This window comes from Streptomyces sp. NPDC048018 (genome assembly GCF_043202995.1).
Lineage (GTDB): Bacteria > Actinomycetota > Actinomycetes > Streptomycetales > Streptomycetaceae > Streptomyces.
Genome location: NZ_JBIDBK010000005.1, coordinates 266,874 through 291,852, shown reverse-complemented (window position 1 = coordinate 291,852; position 24,979 = coordinate 266,874). Strand labels below are relative to the sequence as shown.

Sequence of the window (24,979 nt, the reverse complement as noted above, 5' to 3'; positions counted from 1 at the left end):
TCGTTGTAGATCGTTCAGGTGCTTCCCCCACACAGCGGCGCCATCGCGGACCTGAAACGCGATGGCGCCGCTGTGCGTCTGCGTCCGCGTCCGGGCCCGCCGCCGGCCGGCCCGCGCGCCGGCTACGCCCGGCCCATCGCGCGCGTGAGGGCGATCTCGATCACGACCCGGTCCGGGTTCGGCGTCGGGACCCGGTTGTAGCGCGCCGCGTAGCGGTCCACCGCGTCCGCGACGGCCTCCGCCTCGGTGCGGATCCGCGCCACGCCCTCCAGCGTGGCCCAGCGCCCCTTGTCCACCTGGCAGACCGCCACCCGCGCGCCCTCCGGGCCCGCCGCCAGGACGTTGGCGACCTTGCGGCTGTGCTTGTTCGTGATGACCCGGGCGATGCCCTTCTCGCCGCCGTCGGGGTCGTAGGTGACGCCGACCGCCACCACGTGCGGCGTGCCGTCCGGGCGGGGCGTGGTCAGGGTGCACATGTGGTACTCGCGCCAGAAGGCGAGGTACGTGTCGCTGGGCTTGCTCGGGTCGATGGCCATGCCCCGGAAACTACTCCGGTGACCGCTTCCTCCGGTACCTTGAGCGGAATAGACTCAACTTTGTGTACGTTGGATGAGTCATAGGAGGGGACGAGTCCCCGCAGCAGTCGAAGAACCTGGAGGAGACCCCGCACGTGGACGCCGAACTGACCAACAGGAGCCGGGACGCGCTGAACGCGGCCAGCAGCCGCGCCGTGTCCCAGGGGCACGCCGATCTGACCCCCGCGCATCTCCTGCTCGCCCTGCTCGCGGGTCAGGACAACGAGAACATCACCGACCTGCTCGCCGCCGTCGAGGCCGACCAGGCCGTCGTGCGCTCCGGCGCGGAGCGGCTCGTCGCCGCCCTGCCCAGCGTCACCGGGTCCACGGTCGCGCCCCCGCAGCCCAACCGCGAACTGCTCGCCGTCATCGCCGACGCCGCCGAGCGCGCCAAGAAGCTCGGCGACGAGTTCCTGTCCACCGAGCACCTGCTCATCGGCATCGCCGCCAAGGGCGGCCGGGCCGGCGAGCTCCTCGACCGGCAGGGCGCCGGCGCCGGCCGGCTCCAGGCGGCCTTCGAGAAGGCCCGCGGCTCCCGCCGGGTGACCAGCGCCGACCCCGAGGGCTCGTACAAGGCCCTGGAGAAGTTCGGCACCGACTTCACCGCCGCCGCCCGCGAGGGCAAGCTCGACCCGGTCATCGGCCGCGACCACGAGATCCGGCGCGTCGTCCAGGTCCTCTCCCGCCGCACGAAGAACAACCCCGTCCTCATCGGCGAGCCCGGCGTCGGCAAGACCGCGGTCGTCGAGGGCCTCGCCCAGCGCATCGTGAAGGGGGACGTCCCCGAGTCGCTGCGGGACAAGCGCCTGGTCTCGCTGGACCTCGGCGCGATGGTCGCCGGCGCCAAGTACCGGGGCGAGTTCGAGGAGCGCCTGAAGACCGTCCTCTCCGAGATCAAGGAGAGCGAGGGCCAGGTCATCACCTTCATCGACGAGCTGCACACCGTCGTCGGCGCGGGTGCCGGCGGCGACTCCGCCATGGACGCGGGCAACATGCTCAAGCCGATGCTGGCCCGCGGCGAGCTGCGCATGGTCGGCGCCACCACGCTCGACGAGTACCGCGAGCGGATCGAGAAGGACCCCGCCCTGGAGCGCCGCTTCCAGCAGGTCCTGGTCGCCGAGCCGTCCGTCGAGGACACCGTCGCCATCCTGCGCGGGCTCAAGGGCCGCTACGAGGCCCACCACAAGGTGCAGATCGCCGACTCCGCGCTCGTCGCCGCGGCGGCCCTCTCCGACCGCTACATCACCTCCCGGTTCCTGCCGGACAAGGCCATCGACCTGGTCGACGAGGCAGCCTCCCGGCTGCGCATGGAGATCGACTCGTCGCCCGTCGAGATCGACGAGCTCCAGCGCTCCGTCGACCGGCTCCGGATGGAGGAGCTCGCCCTCTCCAAGGAGACCGACGAGGCGAGCCTGCAGCGCCTGGAGAAGCTGCGCCGCGACCTCGCGGACCGCGAGGAGGAGCTGCGCGGCCTCACCGCCCGCTGGGAGAAGGAGAAGCAGTCCCTCAACCGGGTCGGCGAGCTCAAGGAGCAGCTCGACGAGCTGCGCGGGCGCGCCGAGCGCGCCCAGCGCGACGGCGACTTCGACACCGCCTCCAAGCTGCTCTACGGGGAGATCCCGGCCCTGGAGCGCGAGCTGGCGGCCGCGAGCGAGGCGGAGGCCCAGCAGGAGGCCGCGAAGGACACGATGGTCAAGGAGGAGGTCGGCCCGGACGACATCGCCGACGTCGTCGGCGCCTGGACCGGCATTCCCGCGGGCCGTCTCCTGGAGGGCGAGACGCAGAAGCTGCTGCGCATGGAGGACGAGCTCGGACGGCGGCTCATCGGCCAGGGCGAGGCCGTCCGCGCGGTCTCCGACGCGGTGCGCCGCACCCGCGCCGGCATCTCCGACCCCGACCGGCCCACCGGCTCCTTCCTCTTCCTCGGCCCGACCGGCGTCGGCAAGACCGAGCTGGCGAAGGCGCTCGCGGACTTCCTCTTCGACGACGAGCGGGCGATGGTCCGCATCGACATGTCGGAGTACGGGGAGAAGCACTCCGTCGCCCGCCTGGTCGGCGCGCCTCCCGGCTACGTCGGCTACGAGGAGGGCGGCCAGCTCACCGAGGCCGTACGGCGGCGCCCATACTCGGTCGTGCTCCTGGACGAGGTGGAGAAGGCGCACCCCGAGGTCTTCGACATCCTGCTCCAGGTCCTCGACGACGGCCGGCTCACCGACGGCCAGGGCCGCACGGTGGACTTCCGCAACACGATCCTGATCCTCACCTCGAACCTGGGCAGCCAGTACCTCGTGGACCCGCTGACCGGCGAGGAGGAGAAGCGGGAGCAGGTCCTGGAGGTCGTCCGGGCGAGCTTCAAGCCGGAGTTCCTCAACCGGCTGGACGAGATCGTGGTGTTCTCCGCCCTGGTGCAGGACGAGCTGGCCCGGATCGCGCGGCTCCAGATCGACCGTCTGGCCCGGCGTCTCGCCGACCGCCGGCTCACCCTGGACGTCACGCCCGAGGCGCTGGCCTGGCTCGCGCAGGAGGGCAACGATCCGGCCTACGGCGCCCGCCCGCTGCGCCGCCTGATCCAGACGGCCATCGGCGACCGCCTGGCCAGGGAGATCCTGGCGGGTGAGGTGCGCGACGGCGACACGGTGCGGGTGGACCGGTTCGAGAACGGCCTGATCGTGGGCCGGGCCGAGTGACCGACCGGCGTGATCGAGCCCCGTGGCGGGCCGGACCGGGAGCCGCGAGCGCTCCCTCCGGTTCCCCCCATGGGGCGAGATCGTGTCAGCCACGAGCTGATCGTGCCGTGAGGACTTGCCACGTACCGCCTGGCATGGGGGAGGATGGCGGGCATCCGTACGAAGGGAAAACCCGGTGAGCATCGACCCGTCCTCGATTCCTAATTTCGGGGCACAGCCCCAGCCGCAGGCCGGAGGACCGGCGGGCCCCGTCGTTCCCGACCAGGACCTGGTGAAGCAGCTTCTCGACCAGATGGAGCTGAAGTACGTCGTCGACGACGAGGGTGACCTCGCGGCGCCGTGGGAGGAATTCCGCACGTACTTCATGTTCCGTGGCGAGGGCGAGCAGCAGGTCTTCTCGGTCCGCACGTTCTACGACCGCCCGCACGCCGCCGACGACCGCGTCCGGATCCTCGACGCGATCGACGACTGGAACCGCCGCACCCTGTGGCCCAAGGTCTACACCCACCTGCACGAGGAGGAGGACGGCTCCGCCACCCTCCGCCTCATCGGTGAGGCGCAGATGCTGATCGGCACCGGGGTGTCGCTGGAGCACTTCGTGTCCTCCACCGTCAGCTGGGTCCGCGCGTCGATCGAGTTCGACAAGTGGCTCGTCGAGCAGTTCGGCCTGGAGTCTCCGGAGGACAAGGACTCCGGCGAGGCCGACTCCGAGTAGTCACAGGGCCATGCGCGCGAGTGTCAGCGCGTACGGCGCGTAGCAGAACGAGAGCCCGGCCAGGCCCGTGATCACCACGATCGCGGCGCCCGGCCGGGCTCTCGTCATGGCGCCGGCCAGCGGCAGCAGCAGCGGGAAGGCCGGCAGCAGGAACCGCGGCTTCGACTCGAAGAAGCCGGAGCCGCCGACCGTGATCAGCACGAGCACCCCCGTGTAGACGACCACCGGCAGCGGCGGACGCTCGACGACCACGAGCAGGGCGAAGAGCAGCACCCCGGCCGCCGTGATGACCAGGGCCATCGCGAAGCCGAACTGGGTCGGCCCCCTCAGCATGTCCCGCACGAAGATCAGCGCGCCCCGCCCGAAGTCGAAGCGGGAGGTCCAGCCGTCCTGGACGGCGAAGTAGCCGCCGAGCAGGTCGCCGCGCCGGGCGCCGACCCACAGCAGGTACGAGAGCCAGCCGGCCGGCGCGACCGCGGCGCCGGCCCACACCGGCCAGGCGACCCTGCCCCGGGCGCGCCACAGCGCCAGGGCCGCGGCGGCGAGGACGGCGGCGGCGATGGCGATCCCGTTGGGCCGGGAGAGCCCGGCCAGCGCGGCCAGGCCGCCCGCCCACAGCCAGCGGCGGGTCAGCAGCGCGTACAGCGCCCAGGCCGCGAAGGCGGTCATGAGCGGTTCGGTGTACGCCATGGACAGCACGACCGAATGGGGGAGCAGGCCCCACAGCAGCACCGTGACGACGGCGGTGGGCCGGCCGCACAGCCGCTCCGCGACCAGGTAGATCCCCCAGGCCGCGGCCCCCGCGGCGAGCCAGGACAGCAGCAGTCCGGCCGTGCCGCCGGTGACGGGCAGCACGGCCGTGACGGCCCGGACGAGTCCGGGATAGAGCGGGAAGAAGGCCAGGTCGGACTGGACCACCCCGCCGGGCCAGAACAGGGTGCGGCCGTAGCCGTTCGCGGCGATCCCGGTGTACCAGAGCGAGTCCCAGGACCTGGCGAGCAGCGCCCGCGGCGACCGCCCGACGTGCCAGGCCCACAGCGCGAGCACCAGCATCCCGGTGAGCCGGGCGGCGGCGAACAGCCCGAGCGCGGGTGCGGCACGGTGCAGCGAGGCCCGCCAGCGGGGCACCCGCCGGGCGGGAGCGACGGCCGACGCCGGGCGGTCGAGGGTCTCGGCGGACAGGGGGCACCTCCGGGCGCGCGGACAAACCGATCGGTACTCGACAAATCGGTTTACCGGACGATCGGCCCGCCCGGGGGACGGGCACGCCGCGCGCCCCCTGGTCCGCCCGGGGGACAACCCCTCCGGGTCAGCCCCGGCCCATCTCCAGCAGGAGCAGCGCCAGCCCCACCCCGGGGCGGCGCAGCTCCTCTCCGTAGCGCAGGACCACCGAGTTCTCCCAGGCCAGTTCCGTGGCCGGCCGCCCGACGGCCCGCCGCGCGGCGACGAACCGCCGCTGCTCGGCGGCGCGCCGCCGGACCAGTTCGATGATCTGCGTGTCCAGGTCCACCAGCCGGCCCCGCCCGTCGTCGGGTGCGGGTTCGGTGACTCCGGTGTCCCGGGCGGGCTCCGCCTCGGCGGCCGCCTCGCGCTTCGCCGTCTCCACTAGGCCAGCTCCCGGACGGCGCGCTCCAGCAGGCCGAGGCCCCCGTCGAGGTGGGCCGCGTCGACGGTGAGCGGCGGGAGGAGCTTCAGCACCTCGTCCCGGGGGCCGGAGGTCTCGACGAGGAGGCCCAGTTCGAAGGCCCGCCGGCTGACCGCCGCGGCCGTCGGTGCGTGGGCGAAGCGCAGGCCCTGGACGAGGCCTCGGCCGCGTACGGAGACCTCGGCGCCGACGGAGCCGGCGAGCCGGGTCAGGCGCTCGCCGACCTGCTCGGCGAGGTCGCCGGTGGACTTCTCCAGGGTGCTGTCGCTCCAGTAGGCGCGCAGTGCGGCGGCGCCGGTGACGAAGGCCAGGTTGTTGCCCCGGAAGGTGCCGTTGTGCTCGCCCGGGCTCCAGACGTCGAGTTCCGGCCGGAGCAGGACGAGCGCCATCGGCAGCCCGTAGCCGCTGATCGACTTGGAGAGGCAGACGACGTCCGGGACGATGCCCGCCTCCTCGAAGCTGAAGAACGCGCCGGTGCGTCCACAGCCCATCTGGACGTCGTCGACGACGAGCAGCAGTTCGTGGCGGCGGCACAGGTCGGACAGCTCCTGGAGCCATTCCGCCCGGGCGACGTTGACACCGCCCTCGCCCTGTACGGTCTCCACGACCACCGCGCCGGGCCGGTCCAGGCCGCTGCCGCCGTCGGAGAGCATCCGGTCGAGCAGGGCGAGCCCGTCCACGTCCGGGTCGAACCCGTCGTACGGCACCCGCAGCACGTGGTCGAGCGGCACGCCCGCGCCCGCCCGCTTGTCCGCGTTCCCGGTGAGCGCCAGGGAGCCCAGGCTCATGCCGTGGAAGGCGTTGGTGAAGGCCACGACGTTCGGCCGGCCGGAGACCTTGCGGACGATCTTCAGCGCCGCCTCGACGGCGTTGGTGCCGGTCGGGCCGGGGAACTGGACCTTGTGGGGCAGCCCGCGCGGGGTGAGGATCCGGCTCCTGAAGACCTCCAGGAATTCCGTCTTCGCGGAGGTCGTCATGTCCAGGCCGTGGGTCACCCCGTTGCCGGTCAGATAGTCGATCAACGGCTGCTTGAGCAGGTCGTTGTTATGTCCGTAGTTCAGGGTCCCGGCGCCCGAGAAGAAATCGATGAATTCTCGTCCGGAAGTGTCGGTGAGAACGGATCCGTGGGCCTTGGTGAATTCTGTCGGCCAGGTCCGGCAATAGCTCCGTACTTCCGATTCGAGCTCTTCGACGATACTCATGAACCCTCCCCCTGGAGTGCGGCTATCGGTGGCGGGATCGTGGCACGACGCCGATCCGCAATGCAAGGAGGGCGCGGATCACGCAAGCTGGAGTTCATTATTGAAGGGGCCTATGGAGTTATTGGTCCAGGGTATTTGACGGGTGTCTGAGCGGTGTGGATGGATAGTCCGCGGCAATGCTGTTCGGCTCGTCCGATGTCCGGGGGGATTTCGCGGTGCACAATGCAGGGACGCAGGAGCCGCCGGAACTCGTCCGGCTGCCGCTGAGGGCGCGGCTGGACGCGTTCTCGCGGGGCGGGGTGGACCCCGCCGACTGGGCGGAGCAGGCCAACACCTGGAGCTTCGCCGCCGACGAGCGCTACCGGGCCACCACGCTGCTCTGCCCCGTGGAACCGGCGGATCCGCCCGTGCGGCTCGGCGTCAAGGACACCGTGGACGTGGCCCGGCTGCCGACCCGGCTCGGCCTGCGCCGGCACCGCGGCTATCCGGAGCGCTCGGCCGCCGCGCTCGACGGCGTCACCGGTGCGGTCGTCAACGCCAAGCTGGTCACCACCGAGCTGAGCCTCGGTCTCGAACACGGCTGTGTGAACCCGTACTTCCCGCACCTCGACCCCGCCGGGTCGAGCACCGGCTGCGCGGTCGCCGTCGCCGCCGGCATCAGCGACCTCGCGATGGGCACCGACTCGGTGGCCTCGGTCCGGCTGCCGGCCGCCGCCTGTGGCGTCGTCGGCCTGCGCCTCACCCACGACCCCCGGCTCCTCGACGGCCTGTACCGGCTGTCCGACCGGCTCGACGCGCCCGGCTGGCTCACCCGCACCGTCGACGACCTCGACGTGCTCTGCCGCTCCGGCGCGCTCGGCGCCCGGCTCGCCGCCGACGCCCGGCGTCCGGCCGGCGCCTGGCGGATCGGCGTGCCCGAGGAGGTGCTGGCCGACCGGATGCTGCCCGAGGTCCGGGCGGACTACGACCGGGTGCGCGCCGCCGTCGAGGCGGCCGGGGCGCAGCTGGTCCCGGTCCGGCTCGGCGAGCTGTTCCGGCGGCGCGCGCTGGCGTACGAGCTGTGCGCCAAGGACGCCTTCGACGCGTACGTCCGATGGCGGGCCGGCGGTTCCGGCGCCGCCGACGAGCCGGCGCCGTCCACCCGCCGGGCCCTGGAGATGGGCGCGGCCGTCGGCCCCGGCCGGCACGCCGAACTCATCGCGGTCCACGAACGGCACCGCGCCCTCGCCCGGCGCCTGTTCGCCGAGGACCGGGTCGACGGCTGGCTGATGCCCGCCGGGACGCTGCTGCCGCGCAACCTCCACACCGAGGAGGCGCCGGAGACCACCATCCGCACGGCGGACCCCGAGACCCCCGGTCACGGCGCCGACGGCGAGGACGACGGCTACGACGGCGTCAACTACGCCACCATGGCGGCCTTCGCCGGACTCCCGGCCCTCAACTTCCCGCTCGCGTACGACCCCGGGCACGAGGCCCCGCTCGGCATGCAGCTGATCGGGCCGCCCGATACCGAGCCCGCGCTGATCGCGCTCGCCGCCTTCGTCACCGAGGCCGCCGGCACCACCGCCCACTACCTGGGCCGCCCCTCCAAGTGGCCCGGGGAGGACGCCCGATGAGCGCACCGCAGCCCACGGGCACCGCGCCCGGCGCCCCGGCCGGCGCCGTGCGGGGCGCCCCGGGCACGGGCGGCGTCCGGGCCTTCCTCGTGGCCTGGGTGCCCAGCCTCCTCGTCGTCATCGCGACGGGCGGCTGCCTCTTCTCGCTGAGCTGGTGGATCAACGGCGCGCCCGGCGGGGGCGCTTCGCTCGGCCTCGTCATCGGGGGGTCGAGCGTGGTGTCCCTCAGCGTCACCACCGTCCTGTCCGGGGTGCTCGACCGGGCCGACCGGCTGCGCGCCCTCACCGTCCTGCTGCTGGTCCTCGCACTGCCCGTCGGGGCGCTCGTCGTCCTCTTCGGCCCGTCCCGGCCCGGCACGGCGGCGCTGGTCGTGGCCGCCGTCTGCTACACCGCGATCAGCACCACCGAGACCCTGTACCTGGCCGCCACCGAGACGGTGACCGCCGACCTCGCCCCGGCGAACTGGCCGGAGACCCGCACCGCGCTGCTCACCCAGATCCACTCGCAGGTCGACCGGGTCGTGGCGCCCGCCGCCGCCGGCGCCGCGATCTCCGCCGGGGCGCTGCGCTCCGTCCCGCTCACCGGGCTCGCCGTACTCCTCGCGATGCTGCTGGTGCTGCGCTGGGGGCGGCGCCCGCTGGACGCGGTGACCGCCCGGATCCGGGCCGAGGCCGCGGACCCGCCGGGCTCCCCGCTGCGCACCTGGCTGAAGGACGCCGCGTCCGCCGTCGCCCTCATCCGGGCCCACCGCGACCTGGTCTTCCTGGTGCGGCTCGGGGTGCTCGGCAACCTGGTCGTCTTCCCCTTCTACGCCGTGCTGCCCGCCTTCCTCACCGCCTACGTCTCCTCGCCCCGCGAGAACGCCACCGTGTACGGGCAGGCGGCCGCCGGCTACGGCCTGGGCATGCTCGTCGGCACCGTGCTGCTGCTGCGGGCCGGCCGGGGGCTCTCCGGGCGCCGGGCGCTCGGCGTGGCGAGCGGCGCGCTGGCCGCCATCTGCGCCGTCGTGTTCGGCGTCTCGCTGACCCGCTCGCCCGGCGCGGTCGTCGCGGGCACGGCCCTGACCGGGCTGCTGTTCTCCGTGCTCGTCGCGGTCGGCGGCGCGGTCTGGCTGAAGCGCACCCCGGCGGAGATCCGGGTCCGGGTGTTCAGCCTGCGCCGGCTGACGGTCTTCTCCAGCATTCCCCTCGGCACCGCGCTGCTCGGCGTGGGCGGCGCGGCCTTCGGCTACCGGGAGTTCGTCCGCGGCGTCGTCCTCGTCGTCCTGCTCGCCCTCACCTGGTCGTGGTTCGCCGCCCGGCGCCACCTCGACGAGGACTGAGCCCCGGCAGTTCCCCACGCCTCCCGCCCCACCTCGTCACCTTGCACCTCTCCTCGCGAAAGGCACCGACAGAGCCGTGAAGAAGATCCTGTTCGTCCACGCCCGGGGCGGTGTCCCGCTCGACCACGCCCTGCCCCGGCTCGCCGCCTGCGGCGAGGTGCACATGCTGGCGCTGTCCGCGCTCTCCGCCGACCGCTCGGAGCCCTGGCGCCGCTGGTGCGCCGACGTCATCGAGGCGGGTGACCGGCGGATCGTCGGCGAGGAGCTCGTCGAACTCGTCGTCGCGAGCGCCAAGGAGGTCGGTGCCGACGCCGTGATCGGCTTCTCCGAGTACATCCTGCTGGCCCTGGCCCACGCCGCCGAGCGGCTCGGCCTGCCGGGCCCCGGCGCGGGCGCCGTCTACTCCCGCGACAAGCGCCTGATGCGGGAGCGCTGGGCCGAGGCCGGGGTGCCGGTGCCCGCCTTCCGGCGGGTCGCCACCGAGACGGAGCTGGCCGAGGCCTTCGAGGCGCTCACCGCGCCGATGCTGCTGAAGCCCGCGTGGGGCGCCGGCTCCATCGGCCAGGCGGTGCTGCGCACCCGGGAGGACGTGGCCGGCGCCTGGGCGTCCGTGACCGGCGCGCTGCGCGGCCTCGCCGACCGCGGCTTCGGGGAGTCGTACGAGACGGACGCCCCGGGCCACCTGCTCGTCGAGGAGATCATCGACGCCACCACCGAGGGCTGGTACGAGGAGGAGGGCTACGGCGACTACCTCAGCGTCGAGGGCGTCGTGGCGCGCGGTGTCTTCCACCCGGTGGCGATCACCGGCCGGATCCCGACCATCACCCCCTTCACCGAGCTGAGCAGCCACGCGCCCTGCGTCCTCGCCGAGCCGCTGCAGCGCCGGGTCGAGGAGGTCGCCCGCGCCGCCGTCGACGCGCTCGGCCTGGACACCTGCGGCACCCACACCGAGATCAAGCTGTGCCGGGACGGCCGTCTGATGGTCGTCGAGTCCGCGGCCCGGTTCGGCGGCTCGGCCATCACGGCCGTCGTCGAGGAGGTCTTCGGCGCCGACCTGGTCACGATGCTGACCCGCGAACTGCTCGGCGAGCCGGCCGGACTGCCCGAGCGCATGCTCGTGGAGGGCGGCCGGGGCGCGGCGGCCGAGATGTCGCTCATCGGCACCGACGCGGCCGGCCGGCCGTGGACCACGACGCCGGTGTGGGACGCGCGCACCGCCGACCTCGACCTGCTGGTGTCGCCCGGCAGCCACGTCGAGCCGGTGCGCAGCCTGACCGTGCCGGACGGCACCCCGATCCCCGCGTACGACGCGCCCCGCGGCATCACCAACTGCGCGGGCATGCTCTTCCTCACCTCGCCGGACCCGGCCACCCTGCTGCGGGACACCTACGCCGTCCTCGACGGCATGGAGGCCCGGCTGAACGCCGCCGCCACGCCCGCCGCGGCCGGGGAGCACGGCGCATGACGGGGCCGACCGCCACCGCGGGCGAGGCCGCCACGGCCGCCGCCGGGGCGTACGAGATCGTCGAGCGGAGCACCGTCGCGGACCTGGACCGCGCCGAGTGGGACCGTCTCGCCGCCGGTTCCTCGCTGTACTCCGGCCACCGCTGGCTCGCCTACCTGGAGCAGTACCGCGACTGCGTGCCGCGCTACCTGCTGGCCCGGCGGGACGGCCGGACCGTCGGCGCGCTCCCGCTCTACGAGTTCCCCGGCGACGTGCCGAAGTTCTACGACCCGGCGCAGCTGCTCCCGGTGCCCCAGACCACCGGCGCGACCGGCCGCCCCTACGTCCTCGGCGGCACCCGCGCCGGGTACACCACCGAGCTGCTGCTCGACCCCGGGGCGTCCGAGGAGGAGGCCCGAGGCGCCGCCCGGGCGCTGCTCGGCCGGGTGCGGGAGCTGCGCCGGGACGGCGGCCTCGCCGCGCTGCTCTACCTCACCGACGAGACGGCGGCGCTGCTGCTGCCCGAACTCGGTCCCGAGGACCGGCTGATGCTCATCGACTCACGGGCCCGGATCGGCGTCGACGCGGACGGACTCGACGGGCTGCGGGCCCGGGTGGGCCGCAAGACCCGGGCCCGGATCCGCAACGAGATGCGCAACTTCGAGGAGGCCGGCTGCGTCCGCGAGGTGCTGCCGCTCTCCGCCTGCCACGGGGAACTCGGGCCGCTGGCCGCCCAGGTGCTCCAGCGCTACGGGTACCCGACCAGCGCCGAGGAGGAGGCCGCGCGCTTCGCCTCCCAGGCGGACCAGCTCGACGACCTCACCCAGGTCGTCCTCGCCCGCAAGGACGGCCGGGTCGTCGGCTTCACGCTGTTCTTCGTGGAGAACGGCACGATGTACGGCCGGGTCCACGGGCTCGACGACGAGCTGGCCCGCAGCGCCTCCCTCTACTTCAACCTGACGTACTACCACGCCATCGAGCACGCGGCCGCGACCGGCGTCACGACCCTCGACCTCGGCTGCGACTCGCACGAGACGAAGGTGCTGCGCGGCGCGGAACTCCAGCCGCTGTGGGGCCTGTTCCTCGATCTGCCGCTGGACGCGGCCGGCCGCGCCGAGCTGCGCGCCCGGCACGAGGAACGGCTCGGCACCTTCGCCGCCTGGGACCCGCGGATCCGCACCGCCGTCGCGGACCGGGTCGCCGAGCGGCTCGCCGGCGAGCCGGCCGGCCGCGCTCCGTCCGGCGGGCCCGCAGAGCCCGCCGAGCCGGCCCCTGCCGCCGAGCCGGGCGCCCCCGCCCACCACGCTGGGCCGGCCGCCCCCGCCGCCGAGCCCGGCGCCCCCGCCCACCACGCCTGAGGAGCACCTCCGCCATGACCCAGCCCGACCACACCACCCTCACCGGGGAGCAGGTGCGCGCCCTGGTGGACCGCTATGCGTCCGGTCCGCTCGCCGAGGCCTACGCCCACCTGGACGGCGTGGCCGAGCCCGCCCTCACCGAGGTGCCCGTCCTCACCAAGGACGACTTCCGGGCCGCGCTCCCCGGCACCGTGGCCCGGGCCCGTGACGCCCGCTTCGGCTCCCTCGTCTACGCGAGCGGCGGCACCACCGCGAGCCCCAAGCTCAGCCTGATCCCGAGCCACATGTTCGTCCGCGACGTCGCCGCGCACTGGAACCCGCTCACCGCGGACGACGTGCTGCTCAACTACGACACCCCGGGCCTGCTGTCCTCCGCGCACAACTTCTTCAACGGGCTGGCCGAGTTCACCGGCGCCGTCAGCGTCCCCCTCGGCGCGGTCGACGACGAGCGCGTCCCGGCCTGGCTGGACACCGTCGAGTCGCTCGGCGTCACCGCCTTCAACGGCACCCAGAGCCAGATCGCGCAGCTGGTCAGGCTGTGCGCGGCGGCCGGCCGCAAGCCCCCGGCCTTCCGCAAGGTGCTGTGGAACGGCGAGGCGTTCAGCGCCTCCGCCGCCGCCCTGGTGCGCGAGCAGCTGCCCGACACCGAGCTGCACGGCATCTACGGCTCCACCGAGACCTGGGTGATCGGGCACAACGGCCTGGGCTGCGACCTCGACACCTTCCACGTCCTGCCGTACCAGCACATCGAGCTCGACGAGGGCATGATCCTCGTGACCAACACCCACCCCGACTGCCTCAACCCCGTGCTGCGCTACCGCATCGGCGACCGGGGCACCTGGGTCGACTGCCCCTGCGGCCGGCCGGGCCCGGCGCTCAGGGTGCACGGCCGCGACGACCCCCAGCTGAAGTTCCTCAGCATCCTCGTCACGCCGCAGGAGGTCGCCGGGGCGGCCCACGCCGTGCCCGCGGTGACCGGCGTCCAGGTCGTGATGGTCGACCACGGCGCCGCCGAGGAGCGCATGGAGCTGCTGGTGACCCTCGCGCCCGGCACCGACACGGACGGAGCGGTGGCCGAGGTTCGCCACCGGGTCCTCACCGACGTGTACAGGTTGGGGTTCGAGGTGGCGGCCGTCCCCCAGGCCTTCGAGGTGCGTGCGGTGGAGCGGCTGTGGGTGAACCCGCGCTCGAACAAGACGCCGCTGCTGCGCCACCGCAGCGGCTCCGACACGGAGGAGACCTGGAATGGCAACGCCTGAGACGCAGCGCAGGATCGTGGTCGTCAGCGGCGGCGGCACCGGCATCGGACGGGCCGTGTGCGCGGCCTTCGCCGCCGAGGGCGCCGAGGTCGTCGCCCTCGGACGCCGCGCCGAACCGCTGGAGCGGACCGCCAAGGAGCTCACCGCGGAGCACGCGGCGGCGGGCGGCTCGGTGCGGGCCCTGACCGCCGACCTGACGGAGCCGGCCGAGGCCGAGCGGGTCCGCGACGACCTGCGGGCCGCCTACGGCCGGGTGGACGTCGTCGTCAATAACGCCGGCGGCAACGTGCTGGTCGGTGCGCCGGAAGGCGCCGCGGACGGACTGGCCGGCGCGGCCTGGCACTGGACCGGCAATTTCCGGTCGAACGTGCTGACCGCCGTCCTCCTCACGGAGGCCCTGCGCGACCTGCTGGCCGCACCCGGCGGCCGGGTGGTGCTCCTCAGCTCGATCGCCGCCTACCGCGGCTCGGGCGCCGGCTCGTACGCCGGAGCCAAGGCGGCGCTCCACCCGTACATGTACGACCTCGCCGCCGACCTCGGTCCGCGCGGCGTCACCGTCAACACGGTCGCCCCCGGCTACATCGCGGAGACCGAGTTCTTCGGCCCGGACGGCGTCGCCGACGCACGGCGCAGGATGCTCGTCGAGCAGGCGATGAACAGGCGTGCCGGGGCGCCCGCGGATGTCGCGGAGACCGTCCGCTGGCTGGCCTCGCCGGCCGCCGGCCATGTCACGGGCCAGATCATCCAGGTCAACGGCGGTGCCGAGAAGGGCCGCTGACGCAAGCCTCGTCAGTCTCGCAGGGGGAGTGGAAGCGTTGATATTCGCCGATTCCGTGGCCGTGAAGGCCTTCGAGGAAGGGCACGAGGAACGGCTTCGGATCACCGAGGCCGGATTCGGGAGCGAGCTCGTCGCCGAGCGGCAGCGGGTGAAGCTCGACCGGCTGTGGGACCGGCTCGCCGACGTGCCCTACTACCGCGGCCTGCCCGCGGTCGCCGAACGGGCCTTCGCCGAGGCGCCGTTGACGCCCAAGGCGGCGCTCAAGGCGGATCCGGACCGGTTCCTGCGCGAGGGCGCCGGGCCGTACCACAAGTACTACGAGACCTCCGGGACGACGTCGGTGCCGACGCCGACCCCGCGGCTCGTCGAGGACACCGTGCTCAACACCGTGTCCGTGGCGTCCTTGTGGTCGCGGGTGCTGCGGCCCGGCGACCGGGTGGCCTCGCTGCTGCCCTCCGACGTGGCACCGGTCTGCGACCTGGTCGCCGGCGTGTCCGAGTACCTGGGCTGCACGATGCTGCGCTGCTACCCGTTCAGCCAGGGCATGTGCGACTGGGACCGGCTGGAGGTGCTGTTCACCCGCTACCGGCCCGAGCACGTCTTCGCCGCCCCCGGCGTACTGCTGCAGTGGACCCGTGTCCTCAAGAGCCGTGGCCGGCTCGACGAGGTCGCCGCGGGCGTCCGCAGCCTGATGCTGCTCGGCGAGGTCAGCACCCCGCCGCTGCGGGCCCGGCTCGCCGAGCAGTGGGGCGCGCGGGTCCTCGACGCCTCGTACGGCAGCACCGAGACCGGCACCATCGCCGCGGCCTGCGAGCACGACCGGCTGCACGTCCTGGAGCACAGCCACGTCGCGGAGGTGGCCGCGCCCGGCGGGCAGCCGGTGCCGGCCGCCCCCGGCGCGCACGGCGAGCTGGTCGTCACCCCGCTCAACAACCACGCCCGGCCGCTGCTGCGGTACGGCACCGGCGACCTGGTCACGGTCGGCGACGGCAGCGACTGCGGCTGCGGCGTCACCCTGCCCGTGCTCACGGTGCACGGCCGCGACACCGACGGCGTGGCGCTCGGCGGCACCCGGCTGACCGCGGAGGCCGTGGAGCGGATCGTCTACACGACGCCCGGCGTCACCGGCTACCTCATGCAGCTCAAGAGCTCCGACCCCGGCGCCGGACGCCTGCTGCTCGAACGCGACGTGGACTTCGACAGCGCCGTCGGCACGGATCCGGACGAGCTGTGCCGCGCGGTCTCGGAGCGGTTCGCGGCCGAGGGCGTGCGGTGGACGGCGGTCGCCCTGGTCGGCCAGCTCCCGCAGACCACCAAGGCGGGCGGCAGCCAGAAGAACTGGAAGCGCACCAACGTCCAGTGGGTGGACTGACCATGACCGACACCCTCGACCGCACGCTGTGGACCGAGGACGGCGGCGCCCGGCAGGGCGGCGCCGACCTGTGGTGCACCTACGCCGCGGTGCGCACCGCGACCTGGCTCGGCCTCACCCTGCCGGGCCGGGACACCACCGTCGCCACCCTGCTCGCACGCCAGAACTCCGACGGCGGCTTCGCCTGGCAGAAGGGCCTGCCCTCGGACATCTGGGCCACCTACTACTGCACCCAGGCGCTGAACGACCTCGGCGCCGAGGTGCCGGAACCCGGCCGGATCGCCGCGTGGCTGGCCGGCACACAGGATCCGGACGGCGGTTTCGCCATGACCCCGGGCCAGGCCGCCGACATCTGGGCCACCTACTACGCGGCCCGCACCTACGCCGAGATCCTGGGCCGGCCCGTGCCCCGGCCCGAGGCCCTGCGGGCCTGGCTGGCGGGCAGCCAGCGGGCCGACGGCGGCCTCGGCTGGAACCCGGGCGCGAGCGAGTCCGACGCCCGGGCCTGCTACTACGGGGCGATGGCCCACCGGGCCGCCTTCGGTGACACCGCGCCGCCCTGGGACGTCCCGGCCCTGGTCGGCTGGCTGCGGGAGCGCCAGACCCCCGAGGGCGGTTTCGTCTTCGACGAGTCCGCCACCGCGGCCTGCCTGTGGGCCACCTTCCGCGCGGTGCGCGCCCTGACGGCGCTCGGCGCCCGGCCCGCGCGCGAGGAGGAGTGCGTCGCCTGGATCCACGCCCGGCAGCTGCCCGACGGCGGCTTCGTCCGCTGGGAGGGCTACGGTCACGCGGACGTCTGGGCCTGCTTCAGCGCGGTCGGCGCGCTGACCGCGCTCGGCCGCGAGGTGCCGGAGCCCGAGGGCGTCCGCGCGGCCCTGGTGGCGTGCGGTCTGCCCGAGGGCGGCTTCACCTACCGGGACGCGGCGTCCGCGGGCGACAGCCTGGCCACCGCGGCGGCCCTGATCCTCGCCGCGCCCGACGGGACCGGCACCGGTCCGGCGACGGACCCGGTCGCGGTCCCGGAGCCGGGCGCGGACCCGGTCGCGGGGGAGCCCGGCCGGCGCGCGGCGCTCGCCGGGTGGCTGCGGGCCGCCCATCTGCCGTACGAGGGCGGCGTGATGTACATGCCGGGGCGCGGTGCCGAGGTGCGCTGCACCCTGTGGGCCGCGAGCGCGCTGCGCACCGCGGACGAGCAACCGCTCGACGCGGACCGGCTCGCCGACTGGCTGCGGCTGCTGCAGAACTCCGACGGCGGCTTCGGCTTCTGGCACGGCCGCGGCTCCGACATGGTGGCCACCGTCTCGGCCCTGGAGATCCTCGCGACCGCCGGCCGGTCCCCGGAGGGCCTGGACCTCGACGCGCTGCGCCGCTTCCTCGACGCCTGCCGGGACTCCGGCGGCTACCGCTTCGCCCCCGGGGGCTCGGTCACCTGCGCGGCCACCGCGCAGGCGGTGCGCGCGCGTTTCCTGCTGGGGGACCGGGACGAGGCCCGGGCCGAGGCCAAGCTGCTCGACCCCTTCCGCTCGCCGCTCGGCGGCTTCTCCGCCGTCCCCCGGCACCTGCCCGACCTGGTGTCCACCTACCAGGCCCGGCTGACGGCGCAGACACTCGGCGCGGCCGGGGACGCGGCGGGCGGCGCCGTGGCCGAGGAGGCCGACGCCGACCTGGACCGGTTCCTGGCGAAGGTCCGGCGCCCCGGCGAGGGGCACGCGTGGTCCCCGCTGGGCCGTGGCTCCGGCGGCCCGCTCGCCGACGCGCTGGGCGCGCTCCTGGAACGCGGCCGGCGGGCGGACCGTCCGCTGCCCGCGCTCAACCTCTGACCCCCGACCCGCCGAGGAGCCCTCCGTGCCCACCCTCACCGTGCGCACCACGGTCACCGATCCGGTGGTGCGCCGCCGCTTCGCCAAGCACATCAGCATGTGGATGCGCGGCCGGGGCGTGGACCTCACCCACGTCCTGACCGAGTTCCACACCCTGGAGCCCGACGCGGTGTTCAGCGGCCCGTTCCCGCTGGCCGCCGCGGGGCCCGAGCCCCGGCACGTCGCCCTGGTCCGCTGTGTCGTGTCCCGGGACCGGACCCGGGAGTTCCTGGACGAGGCGGCGGTAGAGATCGCCCGCGGCCTCGCCCCGGACGTGCCCCGGGACCGGGTCTTCGTCCACTTCGAACCCATCGATCCGCTGCTGCACCACGCAGGTCCCGGGGACACGGGTCCCCGGGACTCCGAGAGCAAGGAGACCGCCGATGTCTGACGCCGTGCCCACCCCCGAGGAGATCGCCGACCGGGTGCGGTCCGCCGTCGTGTCCGTCGTCGCCACGGAGCTGTCGCCCGCGGACGACGCCGTGGAGCTGGCGCCCCGTTTCGACCGCTACGACAGCCTGGGCGTGCTCGACTGCGTCGGCGCCGTGGAGCGGGAGTTCGGGATATCGGTCGACCTCGTCGACGACGACCTGCGCACCACCTTCGTCAGCGTGGCCGCGATCAGCGCCCTCGTGCGCCGCAAGCTCGAGGACCAGTCGGTGCTGGGCGCGGCGTTCTGATGGAGCCCGGCTTCACGCCGTACCGCACGTCGGGTTCCACCGGGGAGCCGGTGACCTGGTGGCGCGGCCGGGCGCAGCTCGCGGCCGAAGCGGAGCTGCTGGCCGGCCTGTTCGCGGACGATCCGCCGGACGTGATCGTCACGCACGCCCCCGAGGAGCACCTCTTCGGGCAGTTGATGGGGGTGCTGGTGCCCCGGCTGCTCGGGGTGCCGGCGGTCCGGCTGCACCTGCTCGACGGACTGCCCACCGGGCCCGTCCGACCGCTGGTCGCGGCCGTCCCGGCGACCTGGTGGGCGCTGGAGCACGCGGGCCGGGCGCTCGAAGCGTACGAGCGGGTCACCGTCGTGCACAGCACGGCGGCCCTGCCCGAGCGGGCCGCCGCGGTGTGCGCGGCCCACGCGCACCTGCGGCTGACCGAACTCCACGGTTCCACCGAGACCGGCCTGATCGGGGTGCGGCGGGACGGCCCCGACGGCGGGGACGCCTGGCGGCTCGCGCCGGACGTCCGCCCGGCCGGCCCGTGGACCCCCGGGGAGGAGACCCGGCTGACCGTCTCGGGCCCCCGCCTCGCCCGTACGGAGCCGGACGCGCCGCTGCCGGACGCGTTCGTCCTGGACGACCTGGTGGTGCCGGTCGACTCCCGCGCCTACCGCCTGGTGGGCCGCCGCACCCGGCTGGTCAAGGTCAACGGGCGGCGGGTCAACGCCGACGCCGTCTCCAACCGGCTCCGCGCCGCCGCCCCGGGCTGCCGGCTCTCCTGGACGCCGGTGACCGACCCGGTGCGCGGCGAGTGGTACGAGATCCTGGTCGACGGCGACGCCACGGCGACCGCCCGCGTGGCGCGGGCGGTCGACCGGGTCCTCCCGCCCGCCGAACGGCCCCGGCTGGTCCGCCCGGTGGGCGCCGGACGGAGCTCCTGAGCGCCGGCTCCGTGCCGTCCTGGGTCAGCCGGCGCGGAAGCGGCGGCGGAGGAAGTCGACCAGCGCCAGGAGTTCCGGACGGGTGTCGTCGCGCGACCAGACCAGGGCGAGGGGCGCGGTCGGCTCCGGGGTGGTGAAGTGCTTGTAGCGGACGCCCTCGGCGCGCAACAGGCGTGCCGTGGAGGCGGTGACGAAGGAGATGCCGCCGTGCTCGGCGACCGCGGCGACCAGGTGGGTGTCGTCGGGCTCCAGCCGCCAGGGCTCGGGCGGCTCCGGGTAGAGCCGGCCGATGACCGAGTCCCACAGGCCGGGGCTGTGTTCCCGGGCGACGAACACCAGCGGCTCGCCGCGCAGTTGGGCGGGTGCCACCCGGGTCGCCTCGGCGAGCGGATGGTCCTCGCGGACCACCAGCAGCACCGGCTCCTCCTCCAGGGGCAGCACGTTGCGATGGCGTCCGTCCTCCGGCCCGGGCAGCGGCGTGCGGACGAACGCCGCGTCCACCCGGCCCTCGTCGAGATGGCGCAGCTGCTGCGCGGTGCTCGCCGAGCTCGCCGGCAGCCGGGTCTCCGGGTGTGCCTCCCGGAAGGCGGCGACGGCCGCGCGCAGCGCGGACGAGTGCACCGAAGGGGTGTAGCCGAGGCGCAGTTCGACCGGGGCGGGATCCGTCAGGGTGCGGGCCAGCCGGTCGACCGAACTGGCCTGTTCGAGCAGCCGGGCGACCGGTGGCAGCAGCCGTTCGGCCGCCGCCGTGAGCCGGACGCCCCGCGGCCCGCGGACGAACAGCGGGGTGTCCAGGTGCGTCTCCAGCGACTTGATCTGCTGGGAGAGGGTGGGCTGGGAGACCCGGCAGCGCTGCGCGGCGACGCTGAAGCTGCGCTCGGTCGCGACGGCGACGAAGTACCGCCACTGCCGCAGGGTGAGCGGGCCCGGCTCCGCCGGCACGGCCGGGAGCGCATCGGGTACCGGATCGGCGAGTCTCACCGGCCGCTCCCCCCGTCGGCCGCCACCGGTCCGCGGGACCCGTACGCCTCCTCCGGCTCGCGGAAGTGCGCCCGCAGGCTCGCTCCGGCGGCCGCCACGGTCCCGGCGAGCGGCCGGTCCTCGGTGAGCGCCGGCATGAGCGCGCGCAGTCCGTCCCAGACCGCGCCCGGCGCGGGCGCCCGCCCGGCGAGGCGTTCCCACTGGGTGACGGCGACGCCGAGCGAGCCGAGCACGAGCCAGCCGAGCCGCACGACCTCCTCGCCCGCCAGGGCGCCGTTGAGGGCCATGGGGACGTGGTCCTGGTTGCCGAGGTTGGTCGGCAGCGGGGTGAGGGTGGCGGGCAGGCCGAGCTGTCGTGCCTTGGCGACCATCGAGGTGGCGGCGATCTGGACGCCGGCGAGCCCGCTGCGTGCGCCCGGGGTGGGCGTGAGCATGGGGGGCAGGCCGCCGTTGTGCGCCGGGTCCACCAGCAGGGCGAGCTGCCGTTCGGCCAGGAAGGCGAGTTGGTGCGCGCAGAGGGTCAGCTGGTCGGAGGCGAGCGCGACGGGCAGCGCGTGGAAGTTGCCGCCGTGCCAGACCTGTCCGTCGACCACCACCGGGTTGTCGGTGCAGCCCGCCGCCTCGGTGGCCAGCACCGCGCCCTGGGCGTCGAGCTGGTCGAGTACGGCCCCGATGACCTGCGGCGCACAGCGCAGCGAGTACGGCTCCTGGAGGGGCCGGTCCGCCCCGCGCCGGGCGTCCGCGGGCAGTTCGGCGCGGATCCACTCGGCCGCCCGGCGCTGGCCGGGGTGCGGGCGGACCCGCTGGAGCGGTTCGGCGTAGGCCTGCGGATCGCAGCCGAGCAGGCCGGCGATGTGCCCGGTGAGGGCCGCGAGGGCCCGGGCCTGTGCCGCGAGTTCGAGCTGGTTGAGGACGGCCACCGCGAGGGAGACGCTGGTGCCGTTGACGAAGGCGAGGGCGGACCGGGCCGACCAGGCGACCGGCGTGCCGCCGAGTTTGTCGATGACCTGGGCGGCCGGTGCGGCGATCGGGCCGGCGTCGGTGTCGAGCCAGGCCTCGCCCTCGCCGCCCAGGGCGAGGGCGGCGTGGGCCAGCGGGACGAGGTCGCCGCTGGCGCTGAGGCTGCCCTCGCCGGGCACGACCGGGACGAAGCCGCGGCCGAGCAGGTCGGCCACCGCCTCCCAGTGGGCGGCGGACACGGCCGACCAGCCGTGCCGCATGCCCTGGAGCCGCAGCCAGACCGCGAGGACGGTGGCCTCGCGGCCGAGCGGGCGGCCTTGACCGGTGCACAGATGGTGGACGAGTCCGAGGCCCTGGGCGGCGCCGTCGTGGTCGGCGGCGTAGGCGACCAGGGGGCCGAAGCCCCGGGTGACCCCGTAGACGGACTCGCCTTCGGCGAGCCGCCGTTCGAGAGCCGTGTGACCGTCGGCGATGCGCCGTCGGTCCTCGGACGTCAGGACGAGTCGTCGGGCTCGCAGCGCGTCCCCCGCAAGCGCGCTCAGAGTGGTCACGGCTTCGGCTGGTCCCAGCCCGAGTCCTCGACGACCACCGGAGCGATCCGGTCCCAGCCGGAGTCCGCCCGGACGGAGAGCCCGTCCTCCGCCGCGGAGGTGCTGGTGGGGCCGCCCACGGCGAGCACGCTCAGGCAGGCGGCGGCGAGGGTCGGAGCAAGCAGCGCGAGGGTTATCGGCTTTCTCATCTCGAGTGTCTTTCTCTGGGTTCACAAGGAGTTCATAAATAGCGGGGTGGCCGCGCAGAACCTTCCCCGCCCATGCTGCTTCGCTCCTCCTCCCCGGGCAAAGAAGTACCCTCTGCACAGGTGTACATTTCCCAAGTGTGAACCCCGGACATACCTGCCGAGATGTGGCCTTCTGTGACACGTCACAGGGGCAAACGGCCTGTGAGGCGGCGCTCGACCAGTACCGGAGGGCCCTCGCCGAGCCGTCCCTGATAGCGGAATCAGCCCTTCCGTGTCTGCGGGAGCTCGGTCTTGTCGCAGAGATTCCGGATAATCCCGGGACGTTCCGCGCCGTACCGCCGACCGCTGCCGCCGCGGCCGTTCTCGCCCCGCTTCAGCGGCAGATCCGGGAAACCCGGGAAAAGGAGTACGCGGTCGAGACCGCGCTGAATTCCTTTGAGTCCGTCTACGCGGAGCACCGCCGCCAGCGCGGGGAACTGTTCACCGAGCACCACGGCAGCCGCAACATCGGCAACGCCCTCGAAGAAGCCCTGAGCCGCTGCCGCACGGAGCTGATCACCGCCCAGCCCGGCGGCCGCCGCTCCCCCGAGACCCTGGCGGCGGCCCTGGAGCGGGACGGCGCCCTGCTCGCCCGCGGGGTGCGCCAGCGCACCCTCTACCAGCACGCGGTGCGCGCCCATCCCCCCACGCTCGCCTACGTCGAGCAGGTCGCCGGCCTCGGCGCCGAGGTCCGCACCGTCGCGGAGGTGTTCGAACGGCTCATCGTCTGCGACCGCGACGTGGCCTTCGTCCCGGTCGGCGAGGACCGCGGCCGGGCCGCCCTGGAGATCCGCCACCCCGCGGTCGTCCGCATCCTGGTGCGGGCCTTCGAGCAGGTCTGGGCCCAGGCCACGCCCTTCGACCCGGCCACGACCGCCCGCCCCGACATCGTGCTCTCGGAGGTCCAGCTGACCATCGTCCGGGCGATCGTCGACGGTCAGACCGACGAGACGATCGCCCGGAGGCTCGGCGTCAGCCGCCGTACCGTCGGCGACCACGTCCGCCGGATCTCCGAGGGCCTCGGCTCCCACAGCCGCGCCCAACTCGGCTATCTGCTCGCCACCTCGGGCCTGGTGACCCCGGACCCCGGGCAGCCGGACGGCGAGCCGTCGTAGAACCCGTCCTCCGGATCAGGGCCGGCCGAGCCGCTTCAGCCGGTCCACCGCCTCCTGGAGCACGTCGACGCGCTTGCAGAAGGCGAAGCGCACGAAGGGGGCGCCCTCCTCGCGGTGGTCGTAGAAGACCGCGTTGGGGATCGCCACCACACCCGCGCGCTCGGGCAGGGCCCGGCAGAAGGCGAAGCCGTCGGTCTCGCCGAGGGGACGGATGTCGGTGGTGACGAAGTAGGTGCCGGCCGGACGGTGCACGCCGAAGCCGGCCGCGGCCAGACCTTCGCTCAGCAGGTCCCGCTTCGCCCGGAGTTCGGCGCGCAGGCCGTTGGTGTACGCGTCGGGGAGGCGCAGGGCCTCGGCGATCGCGTACTGGAAGGGGCCGGAGGCCACATAGGTGAGGAACTGCTTGGCGGAGCGGACGGCGCTCGTCAGCTCGGGCGTGGCGGTGACCCAGCCGACCTTCCAGCCGGTGAAGGAGTACGTCTTGCCGGCCGAGCCGATGGTCACGGTGCGCTCGCGCATGCCCGGCAGGCTCGCGATCGGTACGTGCTCGGCGTCGTCGAAGACCAGGTGCTCGTAGACCTCGTCGGTGACGACGAGCAGGTCGCGCTCCTGGGCGAGCTCGGCGATCGCGGTCAGCTCGGCGCGGCTGAGGACGGTGCCGGTGGGGTTGTGCGGGGTGTTGAGCAGGATGAGCCGGGTCCGCCCGGTGACCGCCGCCCTCAGCTCGTCCAGGTCGAGGGTGAAGGCGCCCGCGTGCGGGCGGAGGGTGACGGGGACCCGGGTGCCGCCGGCCATCGCGATGCAGGCGGCGTACGAGTCGTAGTACGGCTCCAGGGCGATGACCTCGTCACCGGGCTCGACCAGCGCGAGCAGCGCGGCGGCGATCGCCTCGGTGGCGCCGGCGGTGACCAGGACCTCGGTGTCGGGGTCGTGGGCGAGGCCGTAGCGCCGCAGCTGGTGCTCGGCGATCGCGGTGCGCAGCTCGGGGACGCCGGGGCCCGGCGGGTACTGGTTGCCGCGGCCCTCGCGCAGCGCCCGTACGGCGGCCTCGCGGATCTCCTCGGGGCCGTCGGTGTCCGGGAAGCCCTGGCCCAGGTTGATCGAACCGGTCCGGGCGGCGAGCGCGGACATCTCGGCGAAGATCGTCGTCCCGAACTCCGCGAGCCGGCGATTGAGCAGCGGTCGTGTCATGACCGCCATCCTGGGCCGAAGCTCTGGACTTGCTCAAGTGCGCTTCGGGCCCGTTCCCGCCGGGAATCCCCCTCGCAGAGAGCCCGCAGAGGCTCCTTCAGCATCGTCATGACGGGGGACGACATGGAATTCTTCGTGATCTTCGGGCTCATCATCCTGGTGGTCGTCGGCTTCTCCGCGGCCGCGGGCGGGGGCTCCCGCAACCGGCGGCGGCGCCGGCGCGGCGGCTGGTCCAGCGGCTCCGGCAGCGCGAGCGGATCCTCCTCGTGCGGCGGCTCCAGCTCCTCCTGCGGCAGCTCGTGCGGCTCGTCGTGCGGCGGTGGCGGCTGCGGCGGCGGGAGCTGACGGGGTGCGGGCAACCGCCGTCGTACGCCTTTCCGTTGGGCATTTGTGGGAATCACGCGATCGATTCCGACTGAACAGTTGAACCGTGGGGCCCCCGGGGGGATGGAAACCACGTCAAGTTGGGTAAAAACGCTGTGAGCTCAGCGCGGTTCATGATTCCCTCGCTGTCGAGAACAT

General features: G+C 74.1%; 23 protein-coding genes. 15 read left to right on the top strand and 8 right to left on the bottom strand.

The features are described 5' to 3' along the window. Positions 1-122: 122 nt before the first annotated feature. Positions 123-536 (bottom strand): pyridoxamine 5'-phosphate oxidase family protein, encoded by a 414-nt coding sequence (locus ACGF1Z_RS21225; protein WP_393006186.1) that lies wholly within the window; start codon positions 534-536, stop codon positions 123-125. A 134-nt stretch (positions 537-670) separates the two neighbouring features. Here ACGF1Z_RS21225 and clpB point away from each other — a divergent pair, with 134 nt between their 5' ends. Then, positions 671-3,262 carry an ATP-dependent chaperone ClpB gene (gene clpB, locus ACGF1Z_RS21220; RefSeq protein ID WP_393006184.1) on the top strand — a complete coding sequence of 864 codons (2,592 nt, stop codon included), beginning with the start codon at positions 671-673 and terminating at the stop codon, positions 3,260-3,262. 175 nt (positions 3,263-3,437) lie between these two features. Further along, positions 3,438-3,977 carry a YbjN domain-containing protein gene (locus ACGF1Z_RS21215; protein WP_393006182.1) on the top strand — a complete coding sequence of 180 codons (540 nt, stop codon included), beginning with the start codon at positions 3,438-3,440 and terminating at the stop codon, positions 3,975-3,977. On the opposite strand, the gene ACGF1Z_RS21210 is transcribed toward ACGF1Z_RS21215, so the two are convergent. From ACGF1Z_RS21210 to ectB, 3 genes are all read right to left on the bottom strand, one after another. Beyond that, positions 3,978-5,105 (bottom strand): glycosyltransferase family 39 protein, encoded by a 1,128-nt coding sequence (locus ACGF1Z_RS21210; protein WP_393006180.1) that lies wholly within the window; start codon positions 5,103-5,105, stop codon positions 3,978-3,980. 181 nt (positions 5,106-5,286) lie between these two features. Continuing rightward, positions 5,287-5,583 (bottom strand): hypothetical protein, encoded by a 297-nt coding sequence (locus tag ACGF1Z_RS21205; RefSeq protein ID WP_393006178.1) that lies wholly within the window; start codon positions 5,581-5,583, stop codon positions 5,287-5,289. Next, positions 5,583-6,824, bottom strand: a complete 1,242-nt coding sequence (ectB, locus tag ACGF1Z_RS21200) for a diaminobutyrate--2-oxoglutarate transaminase (RefSeq protein ID WP_393006176.1) — start codon at positions 6,822-6,824, stop codon at positions 5,583-5,585. Before ectB ends, ACGF1Z_RS21205 begins: the two co-directional genes overlap by 1 nt. 215 nt (positions 6,825-7,039) lie before the next feature. On the opposite strand from ectB, the gene ACGF1Z_RS21195 reads away from it, so the two are divergent. The 11 genes from ACGF1Z_RS21195 to ACGF1Z_RS21145 all read left to right on the top strand — a co-directional run bounded on the left by ACGF1Z_RS21195 (position 7,040) and on the right by ACGF1Z_RS21145 (position 19,432). Continuing rightward, positions 7,040-8,440 (top strand): amidase family protein, encoded by a 1,401-nt coding sequence (locus ACGF1Z_RS21195; RefSeq protein ID WP_393006174.1) that lies wholly within the window; start codon positions 7,040-7,042, stop codon positions 8,438-8,440. After that, the gene (locus ACGF1Z_RS21190) at positions 8,437-9,762 is read left to right on the top strand and encodes a hypothetical protein (protein ID WP_393006172.1); all 1,326 of its coding nucleotides are present in this window, start codon (positions 8,437-8,439) and stop codon (positions 9,760-9,762) included. Before ACGF1Z_RS21195 ends, ACGF1Z_RS21190 begins: the two co-directional genes overlap by 4 nt. A gap of 76 nt (positions 9,763-9,838) precedes the next feature. Further along, on the top strand, positions 9,839-11,227 hold the full coding sequence (locus ACGF1Z_RS21185) for an acetyl-CoA carboxylase biotin carboxylase subunit family protein (RefSeq protein ID WP_393006170.1): 1,389 nt from the start codon (positions 9,839-9,841) through the stop codon (positions 11,225-11,227). Continuing rightward, on the top strand, positions 11,224-12,564 hold the full coding sequence (locus ACGF1Z_RS21180; RefSeq protein WP_393006168.1) for a GNAT family N-acetyltransferase: 1,341 nt from the start codon (positions 11,224-11,226) through the stop codon (positions 12,562-12,564). Before ACGF1Z_RS21185 ends, ACGF1Z_RS21180 begins: the two co-directional genes overlap by 4 nt. A gap of 14 nt (positions 12,565-12,578) precedes the next feature. Continuing rightward, a complete protein-coding gene (locus ACGF1Z_RS21175) occupies positions 12,579-13,823 on the top strand; it encodes a phenylacetate--CoA ligase family protein (protein ID WP_393006166.1) in 1,245 nt (414 codons plus the stop codon). Further along, positions 13,810-14,601, top strand: a complete 792-nt coding sequence (locus ACGF1Z_RS21170) for an SDR family NAD(P)-dependent oxidoreductase (protein WP_393006164.1) — start codon at positions 13,810-13,812, stop codon at positions 14,599-14,601. The genes ACGF1Z_RS21175 and ACGF1Z_RS21170 overlap by 14 nt, the downstream gene beginning before the upstream one ends. A 37-nt stretch (positions 14,602-14,638) precedes the next feature. Continuing rightward, positions 14,639-15,973 (top strand): phenylacetate--CoA ligase family protein, encoded by a 1,335-nt coding sequence (locus tag ACGF1Z_RS21165; protein ID WP_393006162.1) that lies wholly within the window; start codon positions 14,639-14,641, stop codon positions 15,971-15,973. Positions 15,974-15,975: 2 nt separating this feature from the next. Then, positions 15,976-17,793 carry a prenyltransferase/squalene oxidase repeat-containing protein gene (locus ACGF1Z_RS21160; RefSeq protein WP_393006160.1) on the top strand — a complete coding sequence of 606 codons (1,818 nt, stop codon included), beginning with the start codon at positions 15,976-15,978 and terminating at the stop codon, positions 17,791-17,793. A 25-nt stretch (positions 17,794-17,818) separates the two neighbouring features. Next, complete coding sequence (locus tag ACGF1Z_RS21155) at positions 17,819-18,223, top strand: hypothetical protein (RefSeq protein WP_393006158.1); 405 nt, start codon at positions 17,819-17,821, stop codon at positions 18,221-18,223. After that, positions 18,216-18,512 carry an acyl carrier protein gene (locus tag ACGF1Z_RS21150; RefSeq protein ID WP_393006156.1) on the top strand — a complete coding sequence of 99 codons (297 nt, stop codon included), beginning with the start codon at positions 18,216-18,218 and terminating at the stop codon, positions 18,510-18,512. The genes ACGF1Z_RS21155 and ACGF1Z_RS21150 overlap by 8 nt, the downstream gene beginning before the upstream one ends. Further along, on the top strand, positions 18,512-19,432 hold the full coding sequence (locus ACGF1Z_RS21145) for a hypothetical protein (protein ID WP_393006154.1): 921 nt from the start codon (positions 18,512-18,514) through the stop codon (positions 19,430-19,432). The genes ACGF1Z_RS21150 and ACGF1Z_RS21145 overlap by 1 nt, the downstream gene beginning before the upstream one ends. Before the next feature lie 24 nt (positions 19,433-19,456). Here the strand turns inward: ACGF1Z_RS21145 and ACGF1Z_RS21140 are convergent, their stop codons facing one another. Genes ACGF1Z_RS21140 through ACGF1Z_RS21130 form a run of 3 tightly spaced genes read right to left on the bottom strand, consistent with a single transcriptional unit; the run spans position 19,457 to position 22,112 of the window. Continuing rightward, a complete protein-coding gene (locus tag ACGF1Z_RS21140; protein WP_393006152.1) occupies positions 19,457-20,413 on the bottom strand; it encodes a LysR family transcriptional regulator in 957 nt (318 codons plus the stop codon). Beyond that, positions 20,410-21,924: an aromatic amino acid lyase gene (locus ACGF1Z_RS21135; RefSeq protein WP_393006150.1), complete on the bottom strand. Its 1,515-nt coding sequence runs from the start codon at positions 21,922-21,924 to the stop codon at positions 20,410-20,412. The genes ACGF1Z_RS21140 and ACGF1Z_RS21135 overlap by 4 nt, the downstream gene beginning before the upstream one ends. Further along, complete coding sequence (locus ACGF1Z_RS21130; protein WP_393006148.1) at positions 21,921-22,112, bottom strand: hypothetical protein; 192 nt, start codon at positions 22,110-22,112, stop codon at positions 21,921-21,923. The genes ACGF1Z_RS21135 and ACGF1Z_RS21130 overlap by 4 nt, the downstream gene beginning before the upstream one ends. 164 nt (positions 22,113-22,276) lie before the next feature. Between ACGF1Z_RS21130 and ACGF1Z_RS21125 the strand changes: the two genes are divergently transcribed. Beyond that, entirely contained in the window at positions 22,277-23,266 is a 990-nt protein-coding gene (locus tag ACGF1Z_RS21125; RefSeq protein WP_393006146.1) for a LuxR C-terminal-related transcriptional regulator, read from the top strand. 15 nt (positions 23,267-23,281) lie between these two features. Here ACGF1Z_RS21125 and ACGF1Z_RS21120 read toward each other — a convergent pair whose 3' ends face one another. Next, on the bottom strand, positions 23,282-24,466 hold the full coding sequence (locus tag ACGF1Z_RS21120) for a pyridoxal phosphate-dependent aminotransferase (RefSeq protein ID WP_393006144.1): 1,185 nt from the start codon (positions 24,464-24,466) through the stop codon (positions 23,282-23,284). 99 nt (positions 24,467-24,565) lie between these two features. On the opposite strand from ACGF1Z_RS21120, the gene ACGF1Z_RS21115 reads away from it, so the two are divergent. Next, a complete protein-coding gene (locus tag ACGF1Z_RS21115) occupies positions 24,566-24,802 on the top strand; it encodes a hypothetical protein (RefSeq protein ID WP_393006142.1) in 237 nt (78 codons plus the stop codon). Positions 24,803-24,979: the final 177 nt, after the last annotated feature.